This is a genomic window from Acidimicrobiales bacterium (assembly GCA_036399815.1).
Lineage (GTDB): Bacteria > Actinomycetota > Acidimicrobiia > Acidimicrobiales > DASWMK01 > DASWMK01.
Map to the genome: position 1 here is coordinate 1 of DASWMK010000235.1, position 19,148 is coordinate 19,148.

A 19,148-nucleotide genomic window follows, 5' to 3' on the forward strand; every position below is an offset into this window, starting at 1 on the left:
CTCGGGCTCGGGGGCGGGCTCGGGCTCGGGCGCCGGGCACACGGGGAGGGTGCGGCCGTCGACGGTGCCGTCCGCGTCGTCGGGGACGGGCACGGGGACGCAGCAGCCGGGCGGGACCGGCCGGTGGCCGTCGGCCTCCTCGCCCTCGGTGGTCGGCGCCGGGGTGGGCACCGCGCAGCACGGCGGCGGCTGGTCGGCCGGCGCCTCGGCGGCGGGGTCCGGCGCTGCGTCGCCGTCGGGCGGGATCGTCAGGGTGCAGCAGGCGGGCGGGACGGGGGCGGGCTGGTCGGCACCGTCGGGCGGCGGGGCCGGCGCCGGCGCGCAGCAGAGGGGCGGGGCCTCGCCGGTCGCCGGGTCGACGGCGGCGCCGGGCGTCTCGACCGTGCCCGGCGGGCAGCAGCGGACGGGGGCCTCGGGGTCGGGCGCAGGGGCGCCGTCGGTCGCGCCCGGCGGCGGGCAGGCGTCAGCGGCGGGCGCAGCGGCCTCGGCGGCCATCGACGGCGTCGCGACGGCGACGAGCACCGCGAGCAGCACCGTCGTCGCCAGAAGGAATCGCCGAGCCGTCATCTCTCCTCAGTCGTCGCACACCGACGGGGCGCCCTCCCGCAGCGTCCCCTTCGCCCGAGGGGACGGACGGCCCGCCACTCTTGCCGCCCGGAGCCTCGACCGCAAGTCACCCCCCGCCCAAAACGCTCGACCAGAGGTCGAGGTCGACGTCGAGGGTCGACCGTCCGGACCGCCGTGTAGGGTCGTCCGGCCGATGAGGATCGCCCTGTTCCACACCACGCTCCCCGAGCCCGGGCGCAAGCCGGGGGGCGTCGAGGTGGCGGTCCACCGCCTGGCCAACCACCTGGCCGACCGGCCGGGCGACGAGGTGACCGTCCACTCGCTCACCCCCGCCCCGGCCGACGCCCGCTACCGCCACCACCGGCTGTTCCCCCGGGCGCCGTGGCTGGCCCGCTCGCTCCCCGCCCGCCTGCTCCTGCTGCCGGCGCTCCTGAACGGCGTCGACTGGGGCGACGCGGACGTCCTCCACCTCCACGGCGACGACTGGTTCCTCCTCCGCCGCCCGGTCCCGACGGTGCGGACCTTCAACGGGACGGCCAGGCGGGAGGCCGAGCACGCGGCGTCGACGAGGGTGCGGGCCATGTACCGGGCGGTGTGGCCGCTCGAGCGGCTGGCGGCCCGGCTGGCCAGCCTCCCCGTCGCCCTGGGGCCGGACACGGCGGCGCTGATGGGGCTCGACGACGTGGTCGGCTACGGCGTGGACGTCGACCGCTTCCGGCCGGGGCCCAAGGCGGCGGCGCCGACCGTGCTGTTCGTCGGCACGTGGGGCGGCCGCAAGCGGGGCGAGGTCGCCTGGCGGGCCTTCGTGGACGAGGTCCTGCCCGTCTGCCCGGGCGCCCGCCTGGAGGTGGTCGCCGACCGCTGCGACCCGCACCCGGCCGTCGAGGCCGTCACCTTCCCGGGCGACGACGAGCTGGCCGAGCGCTACCGGCGGGCCTGGGTGTTCGCCTACCCGAGCACCTACGAGGGGTTCGGCATCCCCTACGTCGAGGCCATGGCGAGCGGCACGGCCGTCGTGTCGTCGCCCAACGCCGGCGCCCGGTGGGTGCTCGACGAGGGCCGCACCGGCGTGCTGGCCGACGACGCCGCCTTCGGCCGGGAGGTGGCCGCGCTGCTGGCCGACGGCGAGCGGCGGCGGCGCTACGAGGCGGCCGGCCTCGACCGGGCGGCCGGCTTCACCTGGCCGGCGGTGGCCGAGGACCACCGGCGCCTGTACGAGCGGGTGGCCGGCGCCGCGCCCGGCCAGGAGCCGGACGGCGGCGAGCGGGTGCGCCTCGTCTACGTCGCCAGCATCGGCCGGAGCGGGTCGACCCTGCTCGAGCTGCTGCTCGACGCCCACCCGCGCATCGCCACCACCGGCGAGCTGCACCTGTGGCCCCACGAGCTGCGGGGCGAGCACCGCCTGCCCTGCGCCTGCGGCCTGCCGGTGCCCGACTGCCCGTTCTGGACCGAGCTCCGGCGCCGGGAGGACCCGCTGCTCGCCCCGGCGCCCCGCCTCGACGCCTTCAGGGAGTCCTACCTCGGCGGCCGGACCCTCCGGCTGCCGCTCCTCCCCCAGTTCCGGGCCGGGGCCCGGCCGCCGGGCGAGGCGGCCGTCTACGCGGAGAACAGCGCGAGGGTGTTCCTGGCCTTCGCCGACCTGGCCGAGGAGTGGACCGGGGACCGCCCCGGCTGGCTGGTCGACTCGTCCAAGGACCCGTACCGCCTGCTGTGGCTGCTCCGGTCCGGCCGGTTCGACGTCACCGTCCTCCACGTCGTGCGCGACCCCAGGGGGTTCGTCAACAGCGAGCGCAAGAACGACGGCGCCGAGGGCGCCGCCCTGCGGGCCCTGGCCGTGCGCAAGGCCGGCGCCTGGGCCGTCCAGAACGAGCTGGTCCGGCGGGCGGCGGCCGCCTCGCCCGGCGCCCGCTACCTGGCCGTCCCCTACGAGCGGCTGGCCGGCGACCCCGTCGGCACCCTGCGGGACGTGTGGGCGGCCATCGGGTGCGAGCCCGACGACACGGTGGTCGAGCGGTTCCGCCAGCGGCGGTTCCACGCCATGGGCGGCAACCCGATGCGCCACGACGACCGCGGCATCCACCTCGACGAGGCCTGGCGGCGGGCGCTGCCGGCGGACGTCCAGCGGCTGACGGCCGCGGTGGCCGGGGTCGGGCGGCGGCTCGTGGCCGCCGGCGGCCGCCCGTAGGCTCGCCCGGGTGAAGGGAGGGGCGGCCGACGCGCTGCGCCGGGCCAAGTTCGACGTGCGCATGCGGTGCGGCCGCACCCCGGTGCTGTGGCACGCCGTGGAGGCCGTGAACTGGCGGACCGTCCGCCGGCCCCACGTGCGGGTGACGGCGGCGACCGAGCTGGTCATGGACGGGTTCCCGAGCTCGGGGAACAGCTACTCGATCGCCGCCCTGCGCTTCGCCTGCCGGGCCGGGGGCGTGCCCGAGCCCGCCGTCGCCCACCACCTCCACAACCCGGGCCAGATCCTCGACGGCGTCCGCCGCAGCATCCCCGTCCTCCTGCTGGTGCGGGAGCCGGGCGCGACGGCCGCCTCGCTCGTCAGCCGGTGGCCGTACCTGACCGTCGGCCAGGGGCTGCGGACCTGGGTCGCCTTCCACGAGCGCCTGCTCCCGGCCATCGACGCCATGGTCGTCGCCGACTTCGCCGACGTCACCGGCGACTTCGGCGCCGTGACCCGCCGGGTCAACGCCCGGTTCGGCACGGCGTTCCCGGAGTTCGAGCAGACCGAGGCGAACGCGCGGGCCATCTACTCCCCCGACGAGGAGGGCCGGCGGGCCCGGCGGGAGCGGGCGGCGAGGGCCAGGGAGCAGCTCGCCGACCCCCGCCACGCGGCCGCGCTGGAGCGGGCCGGCCTCCTGTACCGGCGCCTCGCGGTGCTGGCCGGGACGGCCCCGGGGGGCTAGCCCCGGCGTTCCTGTCACACCCCCTGGGCACACTGTCGGCATGGAACGTCAGCTGGTCCTCCTCGACAGCCCCAGGGCGGACTGGCGCCTCGACGAGCACACCCGCGAGCTCGGCCTGGAAGGCGTGCGCCGCGCCCGCGAGGCGCTCCGCGAGGCCGCCGGCCGGGCCGCCGCCGAGCGCGACGGCCAGGCGCCCGCCGCCTGACCGGCCGGCCTCAGTCGACGAACGCGAACACCGCCGGGCGCGGCGGGCGGGCCCGGTCCCGCACGGCGGCGCCGGCCAGCACGGCGAGGGCGACGGCCACCGGCGCCACGAGCACCACCCAGGCGATGGCGACCGGGTCGAGCTGGAGGCCGTGGTCGGCCGGCCCCGTCGCCGCCGCCTCCACGATGGCGGCCGCCGGCAGCAGCCCGGTCGGCACGGCGACGATCCCGGCGCCGGCGACGAGCATAGCGGCGCGGATGGCGGCCACCCGGCGCACCGTCCTCGGTGGGGCGCCGACGGCGGTGAGCACCTGCCGCTCGTCCTCGCTGTCCTTGGCCGCGAGCGCGAGGCCGATGGCGACCACGGCGGCCACGAGCACGAGCGACAGGGCCGTGGCGCCGGCCCGCACGGTCGCCCGGCCGATCTCGTCGGGCTCGTCCGCCACCTGGATGTTGACCATGGTGGAGCTGCGCTCGACGTTGGCCTCCCAGGACAGGTCCTGGGCCAGGAGCCGGACGTCCTCGCGCTGGCGCTCGGTGAGGGGCGCCGGGCCGGCGAGGGTGAGCGCCGGCGACGGCCGGGTCGTCAGCCCGAGTGACCGGGCCGTCCCCTCCGACACGAGCACGGCGGGGAGGGACTGGGACGCCTCGTCGCTCTCGACCACGCCGGCCAGGCGGACCCGCTCGACGAGCGTCGGCTCGCTCCCGGGCACGCTGACCTCGGCGGTGGCCGCCGACGTCGCCCCGTCCCCCGACACGGCGACGGCGGCGCCGTCGTCGAGCGCGGCGCGCAGGTCGTCGCCCACGTCGTAGAGCGACAGCAGGTCCTCGGTGGCCACGCCGACGAGGAGGAGCTCGTCGGGCTGGCTGCCGGGGCGGAGCGGGGCCGCCCAGGCGTTGGCGAAGCCCGAGCCCGTGTCGGCGCCGGCCTCCCGGACGTCGAGGGGTCGGGCGCCCGGGACCAGCTCCTCGAGCCGGCTGACGATCGCCGGCGGGACGGGCACGCTGGCGGCGCCGGCGACCTGCGCCGGGTCGACGTCGACGGCGTCGACGCGCACGTGGGCCGGCGCCACCCACGGGAGGGTCTCCGCGGCGTCGCCGTTGCTGGCGTAGAGGGTCGTGCCGGCGACGAACGCGGCGCTGACGGCGACCACGGCGCCCATGACCGCGCTCGAGCGGACCCGGTTGCGGGCGAGGCTGCGGCCGGCGACGCGGGCCGGCACGGACCAGCGGGCGGCGAGGCGCTCCAGCCCGGCGACGACCCAGGGGCACACCGCCACGGCACCGAACAGGCAGGCCAGGCCGCCGGCGATGGCGACCAGCGCCCACATCGTGGACCCGCCGTTCCTGGCGCCGGCGACGGACATGGCGAAGAGCGCGCAGCCGCCGCCGAGCACCGCCGCCCCGAGGACCGGCACCCGGGCCGGGACGGTGCCGAGCGGGCGGCGGCCGGCCAGCGCCTGGAGGGTGGACACGCCGGCCGCCGACCGGGCCGGGAACCAGGCGGCGACGGCCGCCGCGGCCGTGCCGATGACGGCGATCGGGACGAGGTCGGACGGGCGGACGACGATGCCCACGGCGTCGCGGCCGGCCACGCTGTCGAGCCAGCGGCCGGGCAGGAGGTGGACGGCGCCGACCCCGGCGAGGATGCCGGCCACCGACCCGACGGCGCCGCAGGTCGCGCCCTCGGCGACGAGGAACCGGCGCAGGGTGGCCGGCGCGGCGCCCGCCGCGGACAGCAGCCCCAGCGTGCGGAGCTGGCGCCGGGCGGCGATGGCGAACGCCGCCGCGATCACGGTCCCGAGGACCGACAGGGCCACGCCGCCGCCGACGTAGGTCCAGAACACCTCCTCGGTCTTCGACGCGTCCTCCGACGGCAGCACCGGCGACAGCGCCCACCCGGTCACGGTGGGGGCGAGCGGGCCGAGCGGCTCCCGCCCGTCGAGGTCGGCGTACGGGTGCCCGGGCAGGTCGACCCAGGCCACGTCGCTGCGGGCCCCGGACGGCTGTGGGGCCGGCGTGATCACGAGCCGGTCCGGCCACGAGCGGGGCTGGACGACGCCGACCACCCGCAGCGGGCGCCCGAGGCGCTCGGGCTCGATCTCGTCGCCGACCTCGAGGGAGAGGTCGTCGGCGACCGCCCGGGAGACGACCGCCTCGCCGGGCCCGTCGGGGGCCCCGCCGTCGATCTGGGCGAACCGGGGCGCGACGAGGTCGTCGCCGAGGTCGACGTCGCTCACCGTGAAGTAGGAGCGGCGGGCGGACGTGCGTACCCGGTCCTCGGTCCGGTGCTCGACGACGACGCGCGACCCGGCCGGCAGCGCGGCGACGAGGGCGGCCTCGTCGGCGTCGCTCACCGGCGGGGCCGGCGCCACCGGACCGGTCGTCGCGGTCTGCTGCGGGTAGGCGGTCAGGTCGGCCCGGCCGACCTCGGCGGCGAGCCGGTCGGCCGGCGGCCACTCGCTCGTCCTGGCGAGGGTGGCGACGGCGGCCATGGCGGCCGTCGGGACGAGGACCATGAGCACCACCAGCGCCGTCCGCCATGGACGCCTGGCCATGTCCCGGCGGGCGAGGCGGAGGGCGAGCCGCAGCCCGCTCACCTGGTCGCCGCCTCGACGGCGTCGCCGATGTCGGCCGGCCGGGTCTCCTCGGTCAGGCGCCCGTCGCGGACGCGGACGATCCGGTCGGCCCACGACGCGAACCGGGCCTCGTGGGTGACGAGCACCAGCGCCGCGCCCCGGTCGGCGACGAGCCCGGCGAGCAGCTCGACGACGGCGTCGGCGGTCACCGAGTCGAGCGACCCGGTCGGCTCGTCGGCCAGCAGGAGCCGGCGGTCGCCGACGATGCCGCGGGCGATGGCCACCCGCTGCTGCTGGCCGCCCGACAGGTCGTCCGGGTAGCGGTCGAGCGGACCGTCGATGGCGACCGCCCGCAGGGCGTCCTCGGCCAGGCGGCGCGCCTCCCGGGTCGACGTCCCGTCGAGCTCGAGGGGGAGCATCACGTTCTCGACCGCCGTCAACGTCGGCACGAGGTTCAGCCGCTGGAACACGTAGCCCACCTGGCGGCGCCGCAGCCGGGCCAGGCCGGCCGCGTCGAGGGTGTCGAGGTCGACGCCGTCGACGAGCACCCGCCCGGCCGTCGGCCGCTCCAGGCCGCCGGCGAGGTGCAGGAGCGTCGACTTGCCCGACCCGGACGGGCCCATGACGGCGAGGAACTCCCCCGCCGCCACGTCGAGGTCGACCTGGGTGAGGGCGCGGACCTCGGTCGGCCCCGCCCCGTACCGCTTCACCACCTCGCGCAGCTCCAGCGCCGGCGGCCGGTCGTCCGTCTGGTGCAACGTCGTCTCCTCGCGCTCGGCGGGCCCGTGCGGGCCCGCTCCTCCCCGGCCGCCGTCGTCGGCGCCCGTCCCTCGGGGCCCGCCCGTCATCGCCGCCGCCGCGTCGCCGGCGCCGCCGCCCGCACCCGTTCCTCGCACCGGTCCAGCCACGCCACGTCGGCCTCGACCCTGGTCAGGACGGCGTCGCGGGCGAGCTGCTCGGCCACGGTGGTCGCACCGCCCGCCCGCTGCTGGCGCCGGCCTCGCTGGAGTGCGGCGAGCAGCGCCACCCGCTGGTCGTCGATGACGGCCAGCGCGTCGTCGCCGCCCCGGCCGACGGCGACGAGGACCTTCATGATGAGGTCGTCCCGCGCCGGCGCGGCGTCGACCGCGCTGCCCCTGACCCAGTCCTTCACCTCGCGCCGTCCTTCCTCGGTGACCCGGAACGTCCGCTGGGGCCCGTCCCGCTCGCCCACCTCCTGGACGAGCCCGTCCCGGGCCAGGCGGTCGAGGGTCGTGTACACCTGGCCGACGTTCAGCGGCCAGATCCCGCCGGTGCGGGCCTCGAAGTCGAGCTTGAGCTGGTAGCCGTGCCGCGGCCCCTCGTCGAGGAGTTGCAGCAGCACCTCGCGGACACCCACCTACCGAGTATGCACGTTACCTACTCGGTAGGCAAGCACCGGCTGGCTCGTGCGCCCCGACCGGCTCGTGCCGGAGGGCCGTCGCTAGCCTCGCCGCCATGCGCGAGGTCGTGATCGTCGAGGCCGTCCGGACGCCCGTCGGGCGGCGGGGCGGCGGGCTGTCCACCATGCACCCGGCGGACCTCCTCGCCGTCGTCCTGTCGGCCGTCGTGCAGCGGTCGGGGGTCGACCCGGCCGAGGTCGGCCAGGTCGTCGGCGGCTGCGTCAGCCAGGTGGGCGAGCAGGCCTTCAACGTCACGAGGACGGCCTGGCTCACGGCCGGCCTCCCCCTGTCGGTCCCCGCCACCACCGTCGACAGCCAGTGCGGCTCGTCCCAGCAGGCGACCAACCTCGCCGCCAGCCTGGTCGCCGCCGGGGTGGTCGACGTGGCCGTCGGGTGCGGCGTCGAGGTCATGAGCCGGGTGCCGATCGGGTCGAACATGGCCAACGGGCCGGGCAAGCCGATCCCGCGGTCGTACTTCCCGCGCTACGAGTTCACGACGCAGTTCGAGGGGGCCGAGCGCATCGCCGAGAAGTGGGCCGTCGACCGGGAGGAGTGCGACCGGTTCGGCCTCCTGTCCCAGCAGCGGGCCGCCACCGCCTGGGACGAGGGCCGGTTCGACCTCCAGGTCGTCCCCGTCGACGCCCCCGACCTCGGCCCCGACGGCCGCCCGTCCGGCACCACCCACCGCGTCGAGCGCGACGAGGGCCTCAGGGAGACCTCGCTCGAGGCGCTCGCCGGCCTGCGCCCGGTGGCCCGGCCGGACGGCGTCCACACCGCCGGCACGTCGTCGCAGATCTCCGACGGCGCCGCCGCCGTGCTGCTCATGACGGCCGAGCGGGCCGCCGGCTTCGGCCTGCGACCCCTCGCCACCGTCGTCGACACCTGCCTCGTGGGCAGCGACCCGGTCCTCATGCTGACCGGGCCGATCGACGCCACCCACCGGCTGTTCGAGCGCAACGGGCTGACGATGGCGGACGTCGACGTCACCGAGATCAACGAGGCGTTCGCCTCCGTGGTGCTCGCCTGGGAGCGGGAGCTGTCGCCCGACCCGGCCACGGTCAACCCGAACGGCGGCGCCATCGCGCTCGGCCACCCGCTCGGCGGCACGGGCGCCGTCCTGCTGACCAAGGCCGTGCACGAGCTGGAGCGCACGGGCGGGACCTACGGGCTGGTGACGATGTGCTGCGGCGGCGGGCTCGGGACGGCGACGCTGGTCCGCCGCCCCTGACGCCTCATCCGCCGCCCTCCGCCTCCCGGCCCGGGACGGCGGCGGCGACGACGCCGACGACGTGGCCCTCGGGGTCGGCGAGCAGCGCGAGCTCGGCCGCGCCGGGCACGACCGTGACGGGCCGGACCGTCCGGCCGCCGAGCTCCTCGGCCCGGCGGAGGGCGGCGGCCGGGTCCGGCACCTCCACGTAGAACGTCGTGCCCGGCCCCTCGCCGGACCGCAGCGCGATGCCGCCCTGGATGCCGGCCCCGCCCGCGTCCGTGTCGACGATGGCGTAGGAGATCTCCGGGATCTCGCTGATCCGCCAGCCGAAGACGTCGCGGTAGAAGGCGACCGACCGGTCGGCGTCGACCGGGTTGACCTCGAAGTGGACGACCGGGGCGCCGGCCTCGCCCCCCGGCGGCGGCGTCCCCCCGGCGCCGACCACGCCGACGAGGTTGCCGTCGGGGTCGGTGCCGATGGCGACCACCGGCCCGTCGGCGACGACCATCGGCGGGACGGCGACCCCGCCGCCGTTGGCGGTCATCTGGTCGAGGGCGGCCTGGGGGTCGTCGGCGGCGACGAAGAACAGGACCCGCTCCGGCGCCCCCTCCGGCCAGGCCAGGATGCCGGCACCCACGCCCCGCCCGGCCGGCGGCACGATGGCGTAGCCGTCGGGCCGGGAGGTGTCGACCGGCCAGCCGAACAGCTGCTCGTAGAACGGCACCAGGGTGTCCCGGTCCCGGCCCTGGATCTCGACGAACACGACGGGGTTGCCCATCCCGGCTCCTCTCGCCGACCAGCGCCGACCGTACCCGCGCGGCGCGGCCGGGGTTCGTGTCACACCCCCGAGGTACCGTTGCCCCGTCGTGCTCGCGGCGCCCGCCGCCACTCCGGCCCTCGAACCCCGGAGGTCGCCGTGCGCCTCCCCTCCGCCCGCCACCCCGGCGGCGCGCGCCTCGCCGGGCCCGCCGCCGTCGCCGTCCTCGTCCTGCTCGCCCTGCTCGCCCGCGACGGCGGCCGCCCGCATCTCGCCCGGCCCGCCGCCGTCGCCCTTCTCCGCCCCCCGCCCGCCCGCCGAGGCGGCCGCCCGCGCCTCGCCGGGCCCGCCGCCGTCGCCGTCCTCGCCCTGCTCGCCCTGCTGGTGCTCCCGGCGTGCGCGCCGGGCGCCGCCCCGGCCGGCCCGGCCACCGTCGCCCGCGTGGTCGACGGCGACACCGTCGAGGTGCGCGTCGCCGGGCGGGTCGAGCCCGTCCGCCTGATCGGCATCGACACGCCGGAGACGTCCGACCCCCGCCGCCCGGTCGAGTGCTTCGGCGCCGAGGCGACGGCCCGCACCAGCGCGCTCCTGCCCGAGGGCACCGAGGTCGTGCTCGAGCGCGACGTCGAGGCCAGGGACCGCTACGACCGCCTGCTCGCCTACGTGTACCGGAAGGAGGACGGCCTGTTCGTCAACCTCGCCCTCGTCGAGGAGGGCTACGCCGTGTCGGCGACGTACCCGCCCAACGTCGCCCACCGGGACGAGCTCGGCGCGGCCGCCGCCGCGGCCAGGGAGGCCGGCCGGGGGCTGTGGGAGCGCTGCGGCTCGTGCCGGGGCCCGTCGGCGGGTCGATAGCGTCGCCGTCGTGACCGCGCTCGCGGAGCGGCTCGGGTACCCGCCCGACGCCCGCCTGCTCATCGTGAACTGCGACGACCTGGGGTCGAGCTACTCGGCCAACACCGGCGTGTACCAGGCCCTCCGGTCCGGCCTCGCCACGAGCGCCACCCTCATGGTGCCCTGCCCCTGGGCGAGGGAGGCGGCCGCCCGCTACCGCGGCGAGGACGTCGGCGTCCACCTCACCCTGAACGCCGAGTACGACCTCTACCGCTGGGGGCCGATCACCCACGCCCCCTCGCTCCTCGACGGCGACGGCGGCTTCCCCCGCACGGTCGCCGACGTGTGGGACCACGCCGACCTCGACGAGGTCCGGCGGGAGTGCCGCGCGCAGGTCGAGCGGGCCATCCTCTGGGGCTTCGACGTCAGCCACCTCGACTCGCACATGGGGACGCTCCAGCTGCGCCCCGAGTTTTTCGACGTCTACCTGGAGATGGCGGTCGAGTTCGGGCTGCCCGTGCGGCTGTCCGGCGCGTCGTCGGAGCGGGCCATCGGCTTCCCGTTCCGCCGCCTGGCCGAGGCCGAGGGGGTCGTGTTCCCCGACCACCTCGTGCACGTCCGCGGCGTCGGCAGCCGCGCCGCGCTGGAGCGCACGGTCGCCGAGCTGCGCCCGGGCGTGACCGAGGTGTACCTGCACCCGGCCGTCGACTCGCCCGAGCTGCGGGCCTACGCGCCGGACTGGGCGTCCCGGGTGGACGACCTCGACCTCGTCACCCTCGACCGCACGCTCGCCGACCTCGTGGAGGCGTGCGGCGCGGTCCTCATCGGCTACCGCACCCTCCGGGAGCTCCAGCGGGCGTCCTGACGCGACGACCGGGGCGGCCCTGGGACCGCCCCGGTCGGCGACGCCGGCGCGAGCCGGCCTAGAACTCGGTCTGGTCGGCGAGCTTCTTCTGGATCGCCTTGTACTCGGGGCTCTGGGTGAGCGGCATGAGCGCCATGAGCTTGCCCATGTTGCCGGTCACCTTGAGGCGCCCCTGCATGAACGCGGCGTTGGGGTCGAGCTCGCCCTTCAGGATCTTGACGGAGTCGTCGTAGGTCTGCGAGAGCGTGAACTCGGCCTGGTCGTCGTCGCCCAGGGTGTTCTCGAGCATCTTGCCGTTGTCGATCACCGTGTAGTAGCCGACGTCGCCCTCGGGGGCGCCGGTCACCCGGTACTGCATGCGGGCCGTGGCGCCCGGGCGCTCGGGGAACTCCTGCGCCAGCTCCTTCTGCAGGTCCAGCCACTCCTGGGTCAGGTACTTGGCCATCTCGAAGCACTCCTCGGTAAGGGACGTACGCCCACGGTGGCCGGGATCGTAGCGAGCGGCCGGCCGCGTCCGTACCGGCTACCGCTGGCTCGGCGCCGCCTCCCGCGTCCCGGCGAACAGGTCGTCCTCGGGCAGCTCGGTGTCGACGAGGCTCCTGGCGAGGATGTAGTCGTCGTAGGGGTGGACGGTCGCCGCCACCTCGGGCGGCAGGCCGAACCAGAACGGCGAGGTCGGGTCGATCTGGGTGGCGTGGGCGAGCAGCGCCTCCCGGCGGACGTCGGCGTACTCGCCGATCGGCACCCGGGTCGTGATGCGGTCGTCCTGGGAGGGGCGGTCGAACCACTTCTCGTCGAAGGGCGACTCCAGCCCGAGCTCCTGGAACTTCTCGTGCATGGCCAGCATGCGGGCCCGCGACCAGGCCGTGTAGTAGAGCTTCAGCGGCTGCCAGGGCGGCCCGGCGTCGGGGTGGGCGTCGGGGTCGCCGGCCCGCTCGAAGGCCAGCACGCTGACGTCGTGGACCCGCAGGTGGTCGGGGTGCGGGTACCCCTCCTGGTCGTCGCCGTAGGTGACGACCACCTGCGGCCGCTCCCGCCGCACCACCTCGACCAGCCGGCCGACGGCGTCGTCGAGGTCCGCCCTGGCGAAGCAGTCGGGGTGCTCGTTGGCCGGCGTGCCCGGCATGCCGGAGTCGCGGTAGCCGAGGAGGACGACCTCGTCGTAGCCGATGACCTCGGCCGCCCTGGCGAGCTCCTCGTGCCGCACCTCGCCCAGCCGGTCCCGCACCTCGGGCCGGTCCATGGCCGGGTTGAGGATGTCGCCCTCCTCGCCGCCGGTGCACGTCACGAGGACCGTCCGCACGCCGTGCGCCTTGTACCGGGCGACGGTCGGCGCCCCCTTCGACGCCTCGTCGTCGGGGTGGGCGTGGACGGTCAGCAGGCACAGCCGGGGCTCGTCGGTCCGGTCCATCGCCGGCACGGTACCGCCCGCCCGTCCGACCCCCACGACCCGCTCCCGCTCCCCCGTCTCCCCCGTGCCGTCCCCCGCCGGGGGGCCGACCGCTCGCCCGGCGGCCGGCGCCGGCACCAGCGCCGACGACCCCCGCCCGGCGGGCGCGCCCGCCCGTCGCCCCCGCCCTCGTCCGCCCGCCGCCGACCCGAGCGCCCCGCGTGGCACCGACCCCTGCCCGACCCGCCGGCGCCGCCGGTCGCACCCCGCCCACCGAGCCCCCGCCGGCCCGACCACCGATCGCGGCGGCGTCCGGGGCGGGGCGGGCGGTACTGTCTCCCCCAAGAGGAGGCCCGCCCGCGCCGGGCGGCGGAAGGTCGGTTAGGGACGGCATGGACTCGCCCGAGGTCTGGCGCTGGGTGTGGCTCGTGGCTGCCACCGTGTTCGTCGTCGGCGAGATGGCCGGGCCGGGCACCTTCTTCCTGCTGCCCTTCGGGGTCGGCGCCGCCGTCGCCACCGTCCTCGCCTTCGCCAACGTGGACGTCGCCTTCCAGTGGCTGGCCTTCCTCGCCGGCTCCGTCGCCACCCTCGCCGCCCTGCGCCCGCTGGCCCGCCGGCTCGACCGGGACGAGCCCGTCGTCGGCATCGGCTCCCGCCGCCTGATCGGGGAGCCGGCCCTCGTGCTGGAGGCCATCCCGGGCGGCCCGGCCGAGCTCGGGATGATCCGCGTCCACCGCGAGGAGTGGCGGGCCGAGAGCGCCGACGGGTCGCCGATCCCGGCCGGGGCGCACGTCAAGGTCGTCGAGATGCGCGGGACGCGCGCCGTGGTCTGGCCGGTCGACCGGCCGGCGCCGCCGCCCGCCATCTCCCAGGGTCCCTCGTCACCATCCGACGGGGAGCGCTGACCCAGCGCCCGCCGAGCAGCACCGCCAGAGCCCACCGACCGAGCCCCGCAGGGAGCCGCCATGTCCGCCCTCGTCGCCGTCCTGGCGATCCTCGTCGTCCTGCTGTTCATCTGGGTCGCCGCCGGCGTGCGCATCGTCCGCCCCTACCAGCGGGGCGTGGTCGAGCAGCTCGGCAAGTACAAGGGCAACGTCGACCCCGGCCTCCGCGTCATCATCCCGGTGTTCCAGACGGTCCGCCTGGTCGACATGCGGGAGCAGGTCGTCGACATCCCGCCCCAGGAGGTCATCACCGCCGACAACGTCGTCGTGTCCGTCGACGCCGTCATCTACTACGAGCCGACCGACCCGCAGCGCCTCGTCTACAACGTCGCCAACTTCATGCTGGCCATCACCAAGCTGGCCCAGACGAACCTGCGGAACCTGATCGGCGACATCCAGCTCGACGAGGCCCTCACCTCCCGGGACAAGATCAACTCCGAGCTGCGCCAGATCCTCGACGACGCCACCGACAAGTGGGGCGTGCGGGTCGGCCGGGTCGAGATCCAGCGCATCGACCCGCCGCCCGACGTCATGCACTCGATGCACGAGCAGATGAAGGCCGAGCGCACGAGGCGGGCCGTCGTCACCGAGGCGCAGGGCACGAGGGAAGCGGCCATCACGAGGGCCGAGGGCGAGAAGCAGGCGGCCATCCTCACCGCCGAGGGCCTGCGCCAGCGCCAGATCCTCGAGGCCCAGGGCCAGGCCGAGGCGACGCGGACGACGGCCGAGGCCGAGCGCTTCCGCCAGCTCACGGTGGCGACCGGCGAGGCCGAGGCCATCCGCAGCGTCTACGCCGCCATCCACGACGGCCGGCCCACCCCGGACCTGCTCGCCGTGAAGTACCTGGAGTCGCTCCAGCGGGTGGCCGACGGCCGGGCGACGAAGATCATCATCCCGGCCGACACCGGCGCCTTCCTCGGCTCGGTGGCCGGCATCGCCGAGCTGTTCAAGGGCTCGACCAGCCCCAACGGGCACGGCCAGGTTCCGGCCGAGGGCGCCCGGGGGTAGGAGGCCGGGGCCGGCCTCTCGGCCGGCCACCGAGCCACTGCAACAGGGGGGACGAGCGATGGAGCTCTCCGCCGTCGAGGCCGTGAACGCCTACTTCGACGAGGCCGCCGCGGTCGTCGATCTCGACGCCGAGATGTACTCGGTGCTGAAGACCTCCTACCGGGAGGTCGCCGTGCAGGTCCCGGTCCGCCTCGACAACGGCGAGCTGACCGTCGTGCGGGGCTACCGCGTCCAGCACAACGGCGCGCGCGGCCCGTACAAGGGCGGGATCCGCTACCACCCGACCGCCGACCTCGACGAGGTGCGGGCGCTCGCCTCGCTGATGACCTGGAAGACGGCCCTGCTCAACATCCCCTTCGGTGGGGCGAAGGGCGGGATCGAGGTCGACCCGACGGGCATGTCGCCCGCCGAGGTCCAGCGGATGACCCGCCGCTTCACGATGGCGATCAGCCACGTGCTCGGCATCTACCGCGACATCCCCGCGCCGGACGTGGCCACCAACGCCCAGACGATGGCGTGGATGATGGACGCCTTCTCGTCGAAGGAGGGCTACAGCCCGGCCATCGTCACCGGCAAGCCGCTCGACCTGGGCGGCGCGCCGGGGCGGGAGGCGGCCACCGGCCGGGGCTGCGTCGACATCCTCGAGGCGTGGGCCGAGGAGCAGGGCCGGGACGTCGTCGGGCTCAAGTGCGTCGTCCAGGGCTTCGGCAACGTGGGCTCGTGGGCGGCGAGGGAGCTCGTGCGCCGGGGCGCGGTCGTGGTCGCCGTGTCCGACGTCGCCGGCGGGCGCTACAACCCGGAGGGCCTCGACGTGGAGGCGCTCATCGCCCACGTCCGGGGCGGCGGCACCGTGCCCGACGGCGCGGGCGGCGACCAGGTCGGCAACGAGGAGCTCCTCGAGCTGCCCTGCGACGTGCTGCTCCCGGCCGCCCTCGGCCAGGTGATCAGGGACGACAACGCCGGGCGGGTCAAGGCGCGGGTGGTGGTCGAGGGCGCCAACTACCCCGTCACCCCGGGCGGCGACAAGATGCTGAACGACGGCGGCGTCGTCGTGATCCCCGACATCCTCGCCAACGCCGGCGGCGTGACCGGCTCCTACTTCGAGTGGACGCAGAACATCCAGCAGTTCACGTGGAAGGAGTCGCGCTTCAACGAGGAGCTGTGCGACCGGCTGACCGACACCTACCGGGTGGTGTCGCGCTTCGCCAGGGAGCGGTCGATCTCGCTCCGCCAGGCCGCCTACGCCATCGGCATCCAGCGGGTGGCGACGGCGTCCCGGCTGCGCGGGTACGTCTGAGGCCGCGTGGGAGGCTGGGGCGATGGTCGACTTCGACGCCCTGGCCGACGAGTGGCTCCACGAGCACGTCGAGGAGCACCCGACGCTCGGCACCCTCTACGGCCTCGAGGGCTACGACGACCGGCTGGGCGACTTCTCCGGCGAGGCCTTCGAGCGCCGGGCGGCGCGGGACGGCCGGTGGATCGAGCGCCTCACCGCCCTGCCCGACGACGAGCTGTCCGACGAGGAGCGCATCGACCGGGACCTGCTGATCGCCCACCACCGGGGCAACCAGGTCTTCGCCGACTTCCCGAACTGGCGCCGCAACCCCGACACCTACGTCGGCCCCGGCCTCGACGGCGTCTACGTCCTGTTCCTCCACCGCCTCCGCCCCGACGCCGACCTGGCCGAGGCGGCGGCCGCACGCCTGCGCCAGGTGCCGGGCGCGCTGGCCGCCGGCCGGGAGAACCTCGACCCGGGGATGGCCGACCCCGTCCTCGTCCGCCGGGCCCTCGGCATGTGCCGGGCCGCCGTCCAGTTCGCCCGCGACCTCGTGCCCCAGGAGGAGGAGGACCCGGCGCTGCGGTCGACCCTGGCCGAGGCCGGCGCCGTCGCCGCCGAGGCCTACCAGGACTTCGCCGGGTTCCTCGAGGACCTCGCGGCGCGGGCCGAGGGCAGCTACGTGATCGGCGAGGCCCGCTACGACGGCGTCCTCCGGGACCGGGAGCTGCTCGGCCACGGGGCGGCCGAGCTCCGCCGCCGGGGCCAGGCCGCCTACGACGAGCTGGCCGAGGAGCTGTCCCGGGTCAGCCGCGACCACTTCGGCAGCGACGACTGGCGGGCCGTCGTCGACCGGCTCAACGCCGACCACCCGCCGACTCCGGAGGCCATGCAGGACGAGTACGCCCACTGGACGGCCGAGGCCCGCCGCTTCCTCGCCGACCACGAGCTGGTGTCGTTCCCCGAGGGCGAGGAGTGCCGGGTGGTGCCGGCGCCGCCGTTCCGCCGGGCGATCATCGCCGTCGCCTTCTACATCCGCCCGCCGGCGTTCCGGGAGTCGCGGGTCGGCCACTTCTTCGTCCCGTTCCCGCCCGAGGGGACGCCGGAGGACGAGGTGCGCAAGCGCCTGTCGGACAACAGCCGGGCCAGCATCCCGACCACGTCGGTGCACGAGGCCTACCCGGGCCACCACTGGCACCTGACGACCATGCTCGCCGGCCGGCCGCTGCGCCGGGTCGTGTCGTCGCCCTACTTCACGGAGGGCTGGGCCCTCTACAGCGAGCGGATGATGCGGGAGCAGGGGTTCTTCACCGACCCGGCCCACGAGATCGGCCACCTCGACGCCCGCATCTTCCGGGCCGCCCGCATCGTCTGCGACACGAGCCTGCACACCGGCGACATGAGCTTCGACGAGGCCGTCGCGTTCATGTCGACCAAGGCGAGCCTGAGCGAGCCGACGGCGACGGCCGAGGTCACCCGCTACTGCGCCTGGCCTACCCAGGCGTCCGCCTACCTGACCGGCGCGCTCGAGATCGAGCGGGCCAGGGAGGGGTGGCTGGCGGCCGGCGGCGACCTGCGCACGTTCCACGACCGGCTGGGCGGCTCCGGCGCAATGCCGACGGCGCTGGCCGAGCGGGCCCTCGGCACGCCGGCGTGACCCGGGCGGCGCCGGCCGCGACCCTGGCCCCAGCCCGGGCGACGGCGGACGCGGCGGTCCTGCCGCCCCGCGCCGCCACCCCGGTGCGGTGCCGGGCGGCGACGGCCGTGCTGGTGGCCGTCGCCCTCGCGCTCCTGGCCGCCTGCTCCGACGACGGGCGGGAGCTGGCCGAGCCGGCTGCGGACCAGACGACGACCACGCCGTCGACCGCCGCCGGCCAGACCACGACCGCGCCCGCCGGCTTCTCGCTGTCGAGCCCCGCGTTCACCGACGGCGGCCCCATGCCGGACTGGATGGCCTGCCCCGGCGACGTGTCGCCGCCGATGACCTGGACCGGCGTCCCGCCCGGCACCGTCGAGCTGGCCCTCGTCGTGACGGACTCCGACGCCGACGGCTTCGTCCACTGGGTCGTCGCCGGCATCGACCCGTCCTCGACCGGCGTCGACCAGGGCGCCGTCCCACCCGGCGCCGTCGAGGCGAGGAACGGCGACGGCGGGGTCGGGTGGTTCGGCCCGTGCCCGCCGGCCGGCGAGACCCACGCGTACGAGTTCCGGCTGCTCGCCTTCCTGGAGCCGGTCGGGCTCCAGCCCGGCCTCGACGCCGGCGACGCCGTCGCCGCGCTCACCGGCGCGGCCGCCGAGGCGACCTACACGGGGACGTACACCCGCTGACGGCTCGGCCCGCCGGGCGAGCGCTCGGCGCCGGTGACCGCCCGGCGGCCGCGGCCGCGTGACCGACGCCCTGACCGTCGCCGTCCTCGCCCTCGTGGCCGTCCGCCTGGTCAGCGCCGACCGGGTGGCCCTGTCGGCGGGCGGCCGGGCCCGCACGGCGGCCATCGTCCGCAGCCTGCGCCCCCGCCACTTCCTCCTCGCGCCGCCGGTGCTCGCCCTCGTGGTGGCGGCCGTCGTCGTCCTGACGGCCGTGCCCGGGCTCGACGTCGGCTGGTGGACGGCGGTCGGCGGCATCGGCAACCCCGTCACGGGCAGCACCGAGCAGACCACCGGCACCGCGCTGGAGTGGCTCGTGCCGGCCGTGTTCCTCGCCCTCCTCGCCCCGGCCCTGCCCCTGTTCGCGGAGTCCGAGGAGCGGATCTTCCGGGCCGGCAGCGAGCGGCGGTCGTGGGCCGGGCGGGCCGGCCGGGCCGTGCTGTTCGGCCTGGCCCACGCCATCGTCGGCATCCCGATCGGCGCCGCGCTCGCCCTGTCGATCGGCGGCGCCTACTTCACGTGGGCCTACCTGCGGGGCCACCGCCGGGGCGGTCCGGCGGCCGGGCTGCGGGAGAGCACGTGCGCCCACGTCGCCTACAACGCCGAGGTGCTGGCCGTGGTCCTCCTCGGCCTGGTGGCGACGGCGCTGGGCTAGCCGCCCCCGCCGCCGCCCCCGCCGCTGCCGCCCCGCCCGCCGCCGCCCCTGCCCGAGCCGGGGCCCGAGCGGTCACCCCGGTCGACGCCCCTGCCCGGGTCGGGCCGGCGTGGCGGCGCGGTCGGCGGTGCCGTCGTCGCGGTGGTCGGCGGCACGGTCGGGGAC

General features: G+C 76.6%; 19 protein-coding genes. 12 read left to right on the plus strand and 7 right to left on the minus strand.

The window, feature by feature from the left end:
• Positions 1-567: hypothetical protein (locus tag VGB14_17445; GenBank protein ID HEX9994717.1), on the minus strand; the 567-nt coding region annotated here is incomplete at its 3' end.
• 193 nt (positions 568-760) lie between these two features.
• On the opposite strand from VGB14_17445, the gene VGB14_17450 reads away from it, so the two are divergent.
• From VGB14_17450 to VGB14_17460, 3 genes are read left to right on the plus strand one after another with little or no spacing between them, the layout of a single operon-like run.
• On the plus strand, positions 761-2,752 hold the full coding sequence (locus tag VGB14_17450) for a glycosyltransferase (protein HEX9994718.1): 1,992 nt from the start codon (positions 761-763) through the stop codon (positions 2,750-2,752).
• 10 nt (positions 2,753-2,762) lie between these two features.
• Positions 2,763-3,476, plus strand: coding sequence for a hypothetical protein (locus VGB14_17455; protein ID HEX9994719.1), 714 nt, complete (start codon positions 2,763-2,765; stop codon positions 3,474-3,476).
• A 40-nt stretch (positions 3,477-3,516) separates the two neighbouring features.
• Positions 3,517-3,681, plus strand: coding sequence for a hypothetical protein (locus tag VGB14_17460; protein ID HEX9994720.1), 165 nt, complete (start codon positions 3,517-3,519; stop codon positions 3,679-3,681).
• Positions 3,682-3,691: 10 nt separating this feature from the next.
• Here VGB14_17460 and VGB14_17465 read toward each other — a convergent pair whose 3' ends face one another.
• The 3 genes from VGB14_17465 to VGB14_17475 all read right to left on the minus strand — a co-directional run bounded on the left by VGB14_17465 (position 3,692) and on the right by VGB14_17475 (position 7,637).
• Positions 3,692-6,280, minus strand: a complete 2,589-nt coding sequence (locus VGB14_17465) for an FtsX-like permease family protein (protein ID HEX9994721.1) — start codon at positions 6,278-6,280, stop codon at positions 3,692-3,694.
• Positions 6,277-7,017 carry an ABC transporter ATP-binding protein gene (locus VGB14_17470; GenBank protein ID HEX9994722.1) on the minus strand — a complete coding sequence of 247 codons (741 nt, stop codon included), beginning with the start codon at positions 7,015-7,017 and terminating at the stop codon, positions 6,277-6,279. Before VGB14_17470 ends, VGB14_17465 begins: the two co-directional genes overlap by 4 nt.
• 86 nt (positions 7,018-7,103) lie before the next feature.
• On the minus strand, positions 7,104-7,637 hold the full coding sequence (locus VGB14_17475; GenBank protein ID HEX9994723.1) for a PadR family transcriptional regulator: 534 nt from the start codon (positions 7,635-7,637) through the stop codon (positions 7,104-7,106).
• Between the two features lie 98 nt (positions 7,638-7,735).
• Here VGB14_17475 and VGB14_17480 point away from each other — a divergent pair, with 98 nt between their 5' ends.
• The gene (locus VGB14_17480) at positions 7,736-8,908 is read left to right on the plus strand and encodes a steroid 3-ketoacyl-CoA thiolase (protein HEX9994724.1); all 1,173 of its coding nucleotides are present in this window, start codon (positions 7,736-7,738) and stop codon (positions 8,906-8,908) included.
• Between the two features lie 4 nt (positions 8,909-8,912).
• On the opposite strand, the gene VGB14_17485 is transcribed toward VGB14_17480, so the two are convergent.
• Positions 8,913-9,668, minus strand: coding sequence for a VOC family protein (locus VGB14_17485; GenBank protein ID HEX9994725.1), 756 nt, complete (start codon positions 9,666-9,668; stop codon positions 8,913-8,915).
• A 138-nt stretch (positions 9,669-9,806) separates the two neighbouring features.
• On the opposite strand from VGB14_17485, the gene VGB14_17490 reads away from it, so the two are divergent.
• On the plus strand, positions 9,807-10,502 hold the full coding sequence (locus VGB14_17490; GenBank protein HEX9994726.1) for a thermonuclease family protein: 696 nt from the start codon (positions 9,807-9,809) through the stop codon (positions 10,500-10,502).
• Between the two features lie 10 nt (positions 10,503-10,512).
• The gene (locus VGB14_17495; protein ID HEX9994727.1) at positions 10,513-11,346 is read left to right on the plus strand and encodes a polysaccharide deacetylase family protein; all 834 of its coding nucleotides are present in this window, start codon (positions 10,513-10,515) and stop codon (positions 11,344-11,346) included.
• Positions 11,347-11,404: 58 nt separating this feature from the next.
• On the opposite strand, the gene VGB14_17500 is transcribed toward VGB14_17495, so the two are convergent.
• A complete protein-coding gene (locus tag VGB14_17500; protein ID HEX9994728.1) occupies positions 11,405-11,791 on the minus strand; it encodes an SCP2 sterol-binding domain-containing protein in 387 nt (128 codons plus the stop codon).
• Positions 11,792-11,869: 78 nt separating this feature from the next.
• Positions 11,870-12,757 carry a mycothiol conjugate amidase Mca gene (mca, locus tag VGB14_17505; protein HEX9994729.1) on the minus strand — a complete coding sequence of 296 codons (888 nt, stop codon included), beginning with the start codon at positions 12,755-12,757 and terminating at the stop codon, positions 11,870-11,872.
• Between the two features lie 371 nt (positions 12,758-13,128).
• Between mca and VGB14_17510 the strand changes: the two genes are divergently transcribed.
• From VGB14_17510 to VGB14_17535, 6 genes are read left to right on the plus strand one after another with little or no spacing between them, the layout of a single operon-like run.
• Entirely contained in the window at positions 13,129-13,641 is a 513-nt protein-coding gene (locus tag VGB14_17510) for an NfeD family protein (GenBank protein HEX9994730.1), read from the plus strand.
• Between the two features lie 60 nt (positions 13,642-13,701).
• A complete protein-coding gene (locus VGB14_17515) occupies positions 13,702-14,688 on the plus strand; it encodes an SPFH domain-containing protein (GenBank protein ID HEX9994731.1) in 987 nt (328 codons plus the stop codon).
• Between the two features lie 58 nt (positions 14,689-14,746).
• Positions 14,747-15,985 (plus strand): Glu/Leu/Phe/Val dehydrogenase dimerization domain-containing protein, encoded by a 1,239-nt coding sequence (locus VGB14_17520; protein HEX9994732.1) that lies wholly within the window; start codon positions 14,747-14,749, stop codon positions 15,983-15,985.
• Between the two features lie 22 nt (positions 15,986-16,007).
• The gene (locus VGB14_17525; protein ID HEX9994733.1) at positions 16,008-17,621 is read left to right on the plus strand and encodes a DUF885 domain-containing protein; all 1,614 of its coding nucleotides are present in this window, start codon (positions 16,008-16,010) and stop codon (positions 17,619-17,621) included.
• Positions 17,618-18,292 (plus strand): YbhB/YbcL family Raf kinase inhibitor-like protein, encoded by a 675-nt coding sequence (locus VGB14_17530; GenBank protein ID HEX9994734.1) that lies wholly within the window; start codon positions 17,618-17,620, stop codon positions 18,290-18,292. The genes VGB14_17525 and VGB14_17530 overlap by 4 nt, the downstream gene beginning before the upstream one ends.
• Positions 18,293-18,350: 58 nt before the next feature.
• On the plus strand, positions 18,351-18,983 hold the full coding sequence (locus tag VGB14_17535) for a hypothetical protein (protein HEX9994735.1): 633 nt from the start codon (positions 18,351-18,353) through the stop codon (positions 18,981-18,983).
• Positions 18,984-19,148: the final 165 nt, after the last annotated feature.

Excerpts from the sequence above, each read along its gene's own strand:
- VGB14_17515 (HEX9994731.1), top strand. The coding sequence starts at position 13,702 with ATGTCCGCCCTCGTCGCCGTCCTGGCGATCCTCGTCGTCCTGCTGTTC.
- VGB14_17450 (HEX9994718.1), top strand. The coding sequence starts at position 761 with ATGAGGATCGCCCTGTTCCACACCACGCTCCCCGAGCCCGGGCGCAAG.
- VGB14_17525 (HEX9994733.1), top strand. The coding sequence starts at position 16,008 with ATGGTCGACTTCGACGCCCTGGCCGACGAGTGGCTCCACGAGCACGTC.
- VGB14_17500 (HEX9994728.1), bottom strand. The coding sequence starts at position 11,791 with ATGGCCAAGTACCTGACCCAGGAGTGGCTGGACCTGCAGAAGGAGCTG.
- VGB14_17480 (HEX9994724.1), top strand. The coding sequence starts at position 7,736 with ATGCGCGAGGTCGTGATCGTCGAGGCCGTCCGGACGCCCGTCGGGCGG.
- VGB14_17485 (HEX9994725.1), bottom strand. The coding sequence starts at position 9,668 with ATGGGCAACCCCGTCGTGTTCGTCGAGATCCAGGGCCGGGACCGGGAC.
- VGB14_17460 (HEX9994720.1), top strand. The coding sequence starts at position 3,517 with ATGGAACGTCAGCTGGTCCTCCTCGACAGCCCCAGGGCGGACTGGCGC.
- mca (HEX9994729.1), bottom strand. The coding sequence starts at position 12,757 with ATGGACCGGACCGACGAGCCCCGGCTGTGCCTGCTGACCGTCCACGCC.
- VGB14_17520 (HEX9994732.1), top strand. The coding sequence starts at position 14,747 with ATGGAGCTCTCCGCCGTCGAGGCCGTGAACGCCTACTTCGACGAGGCC.
- VGB14_17510 (HEX9994730.1), top strand. The coding sequence starts at position 13,129 with ATGGACTCGCCCGAGGTCTGGCGCTGGGTGTGGCTCGTGGCTGCCACC.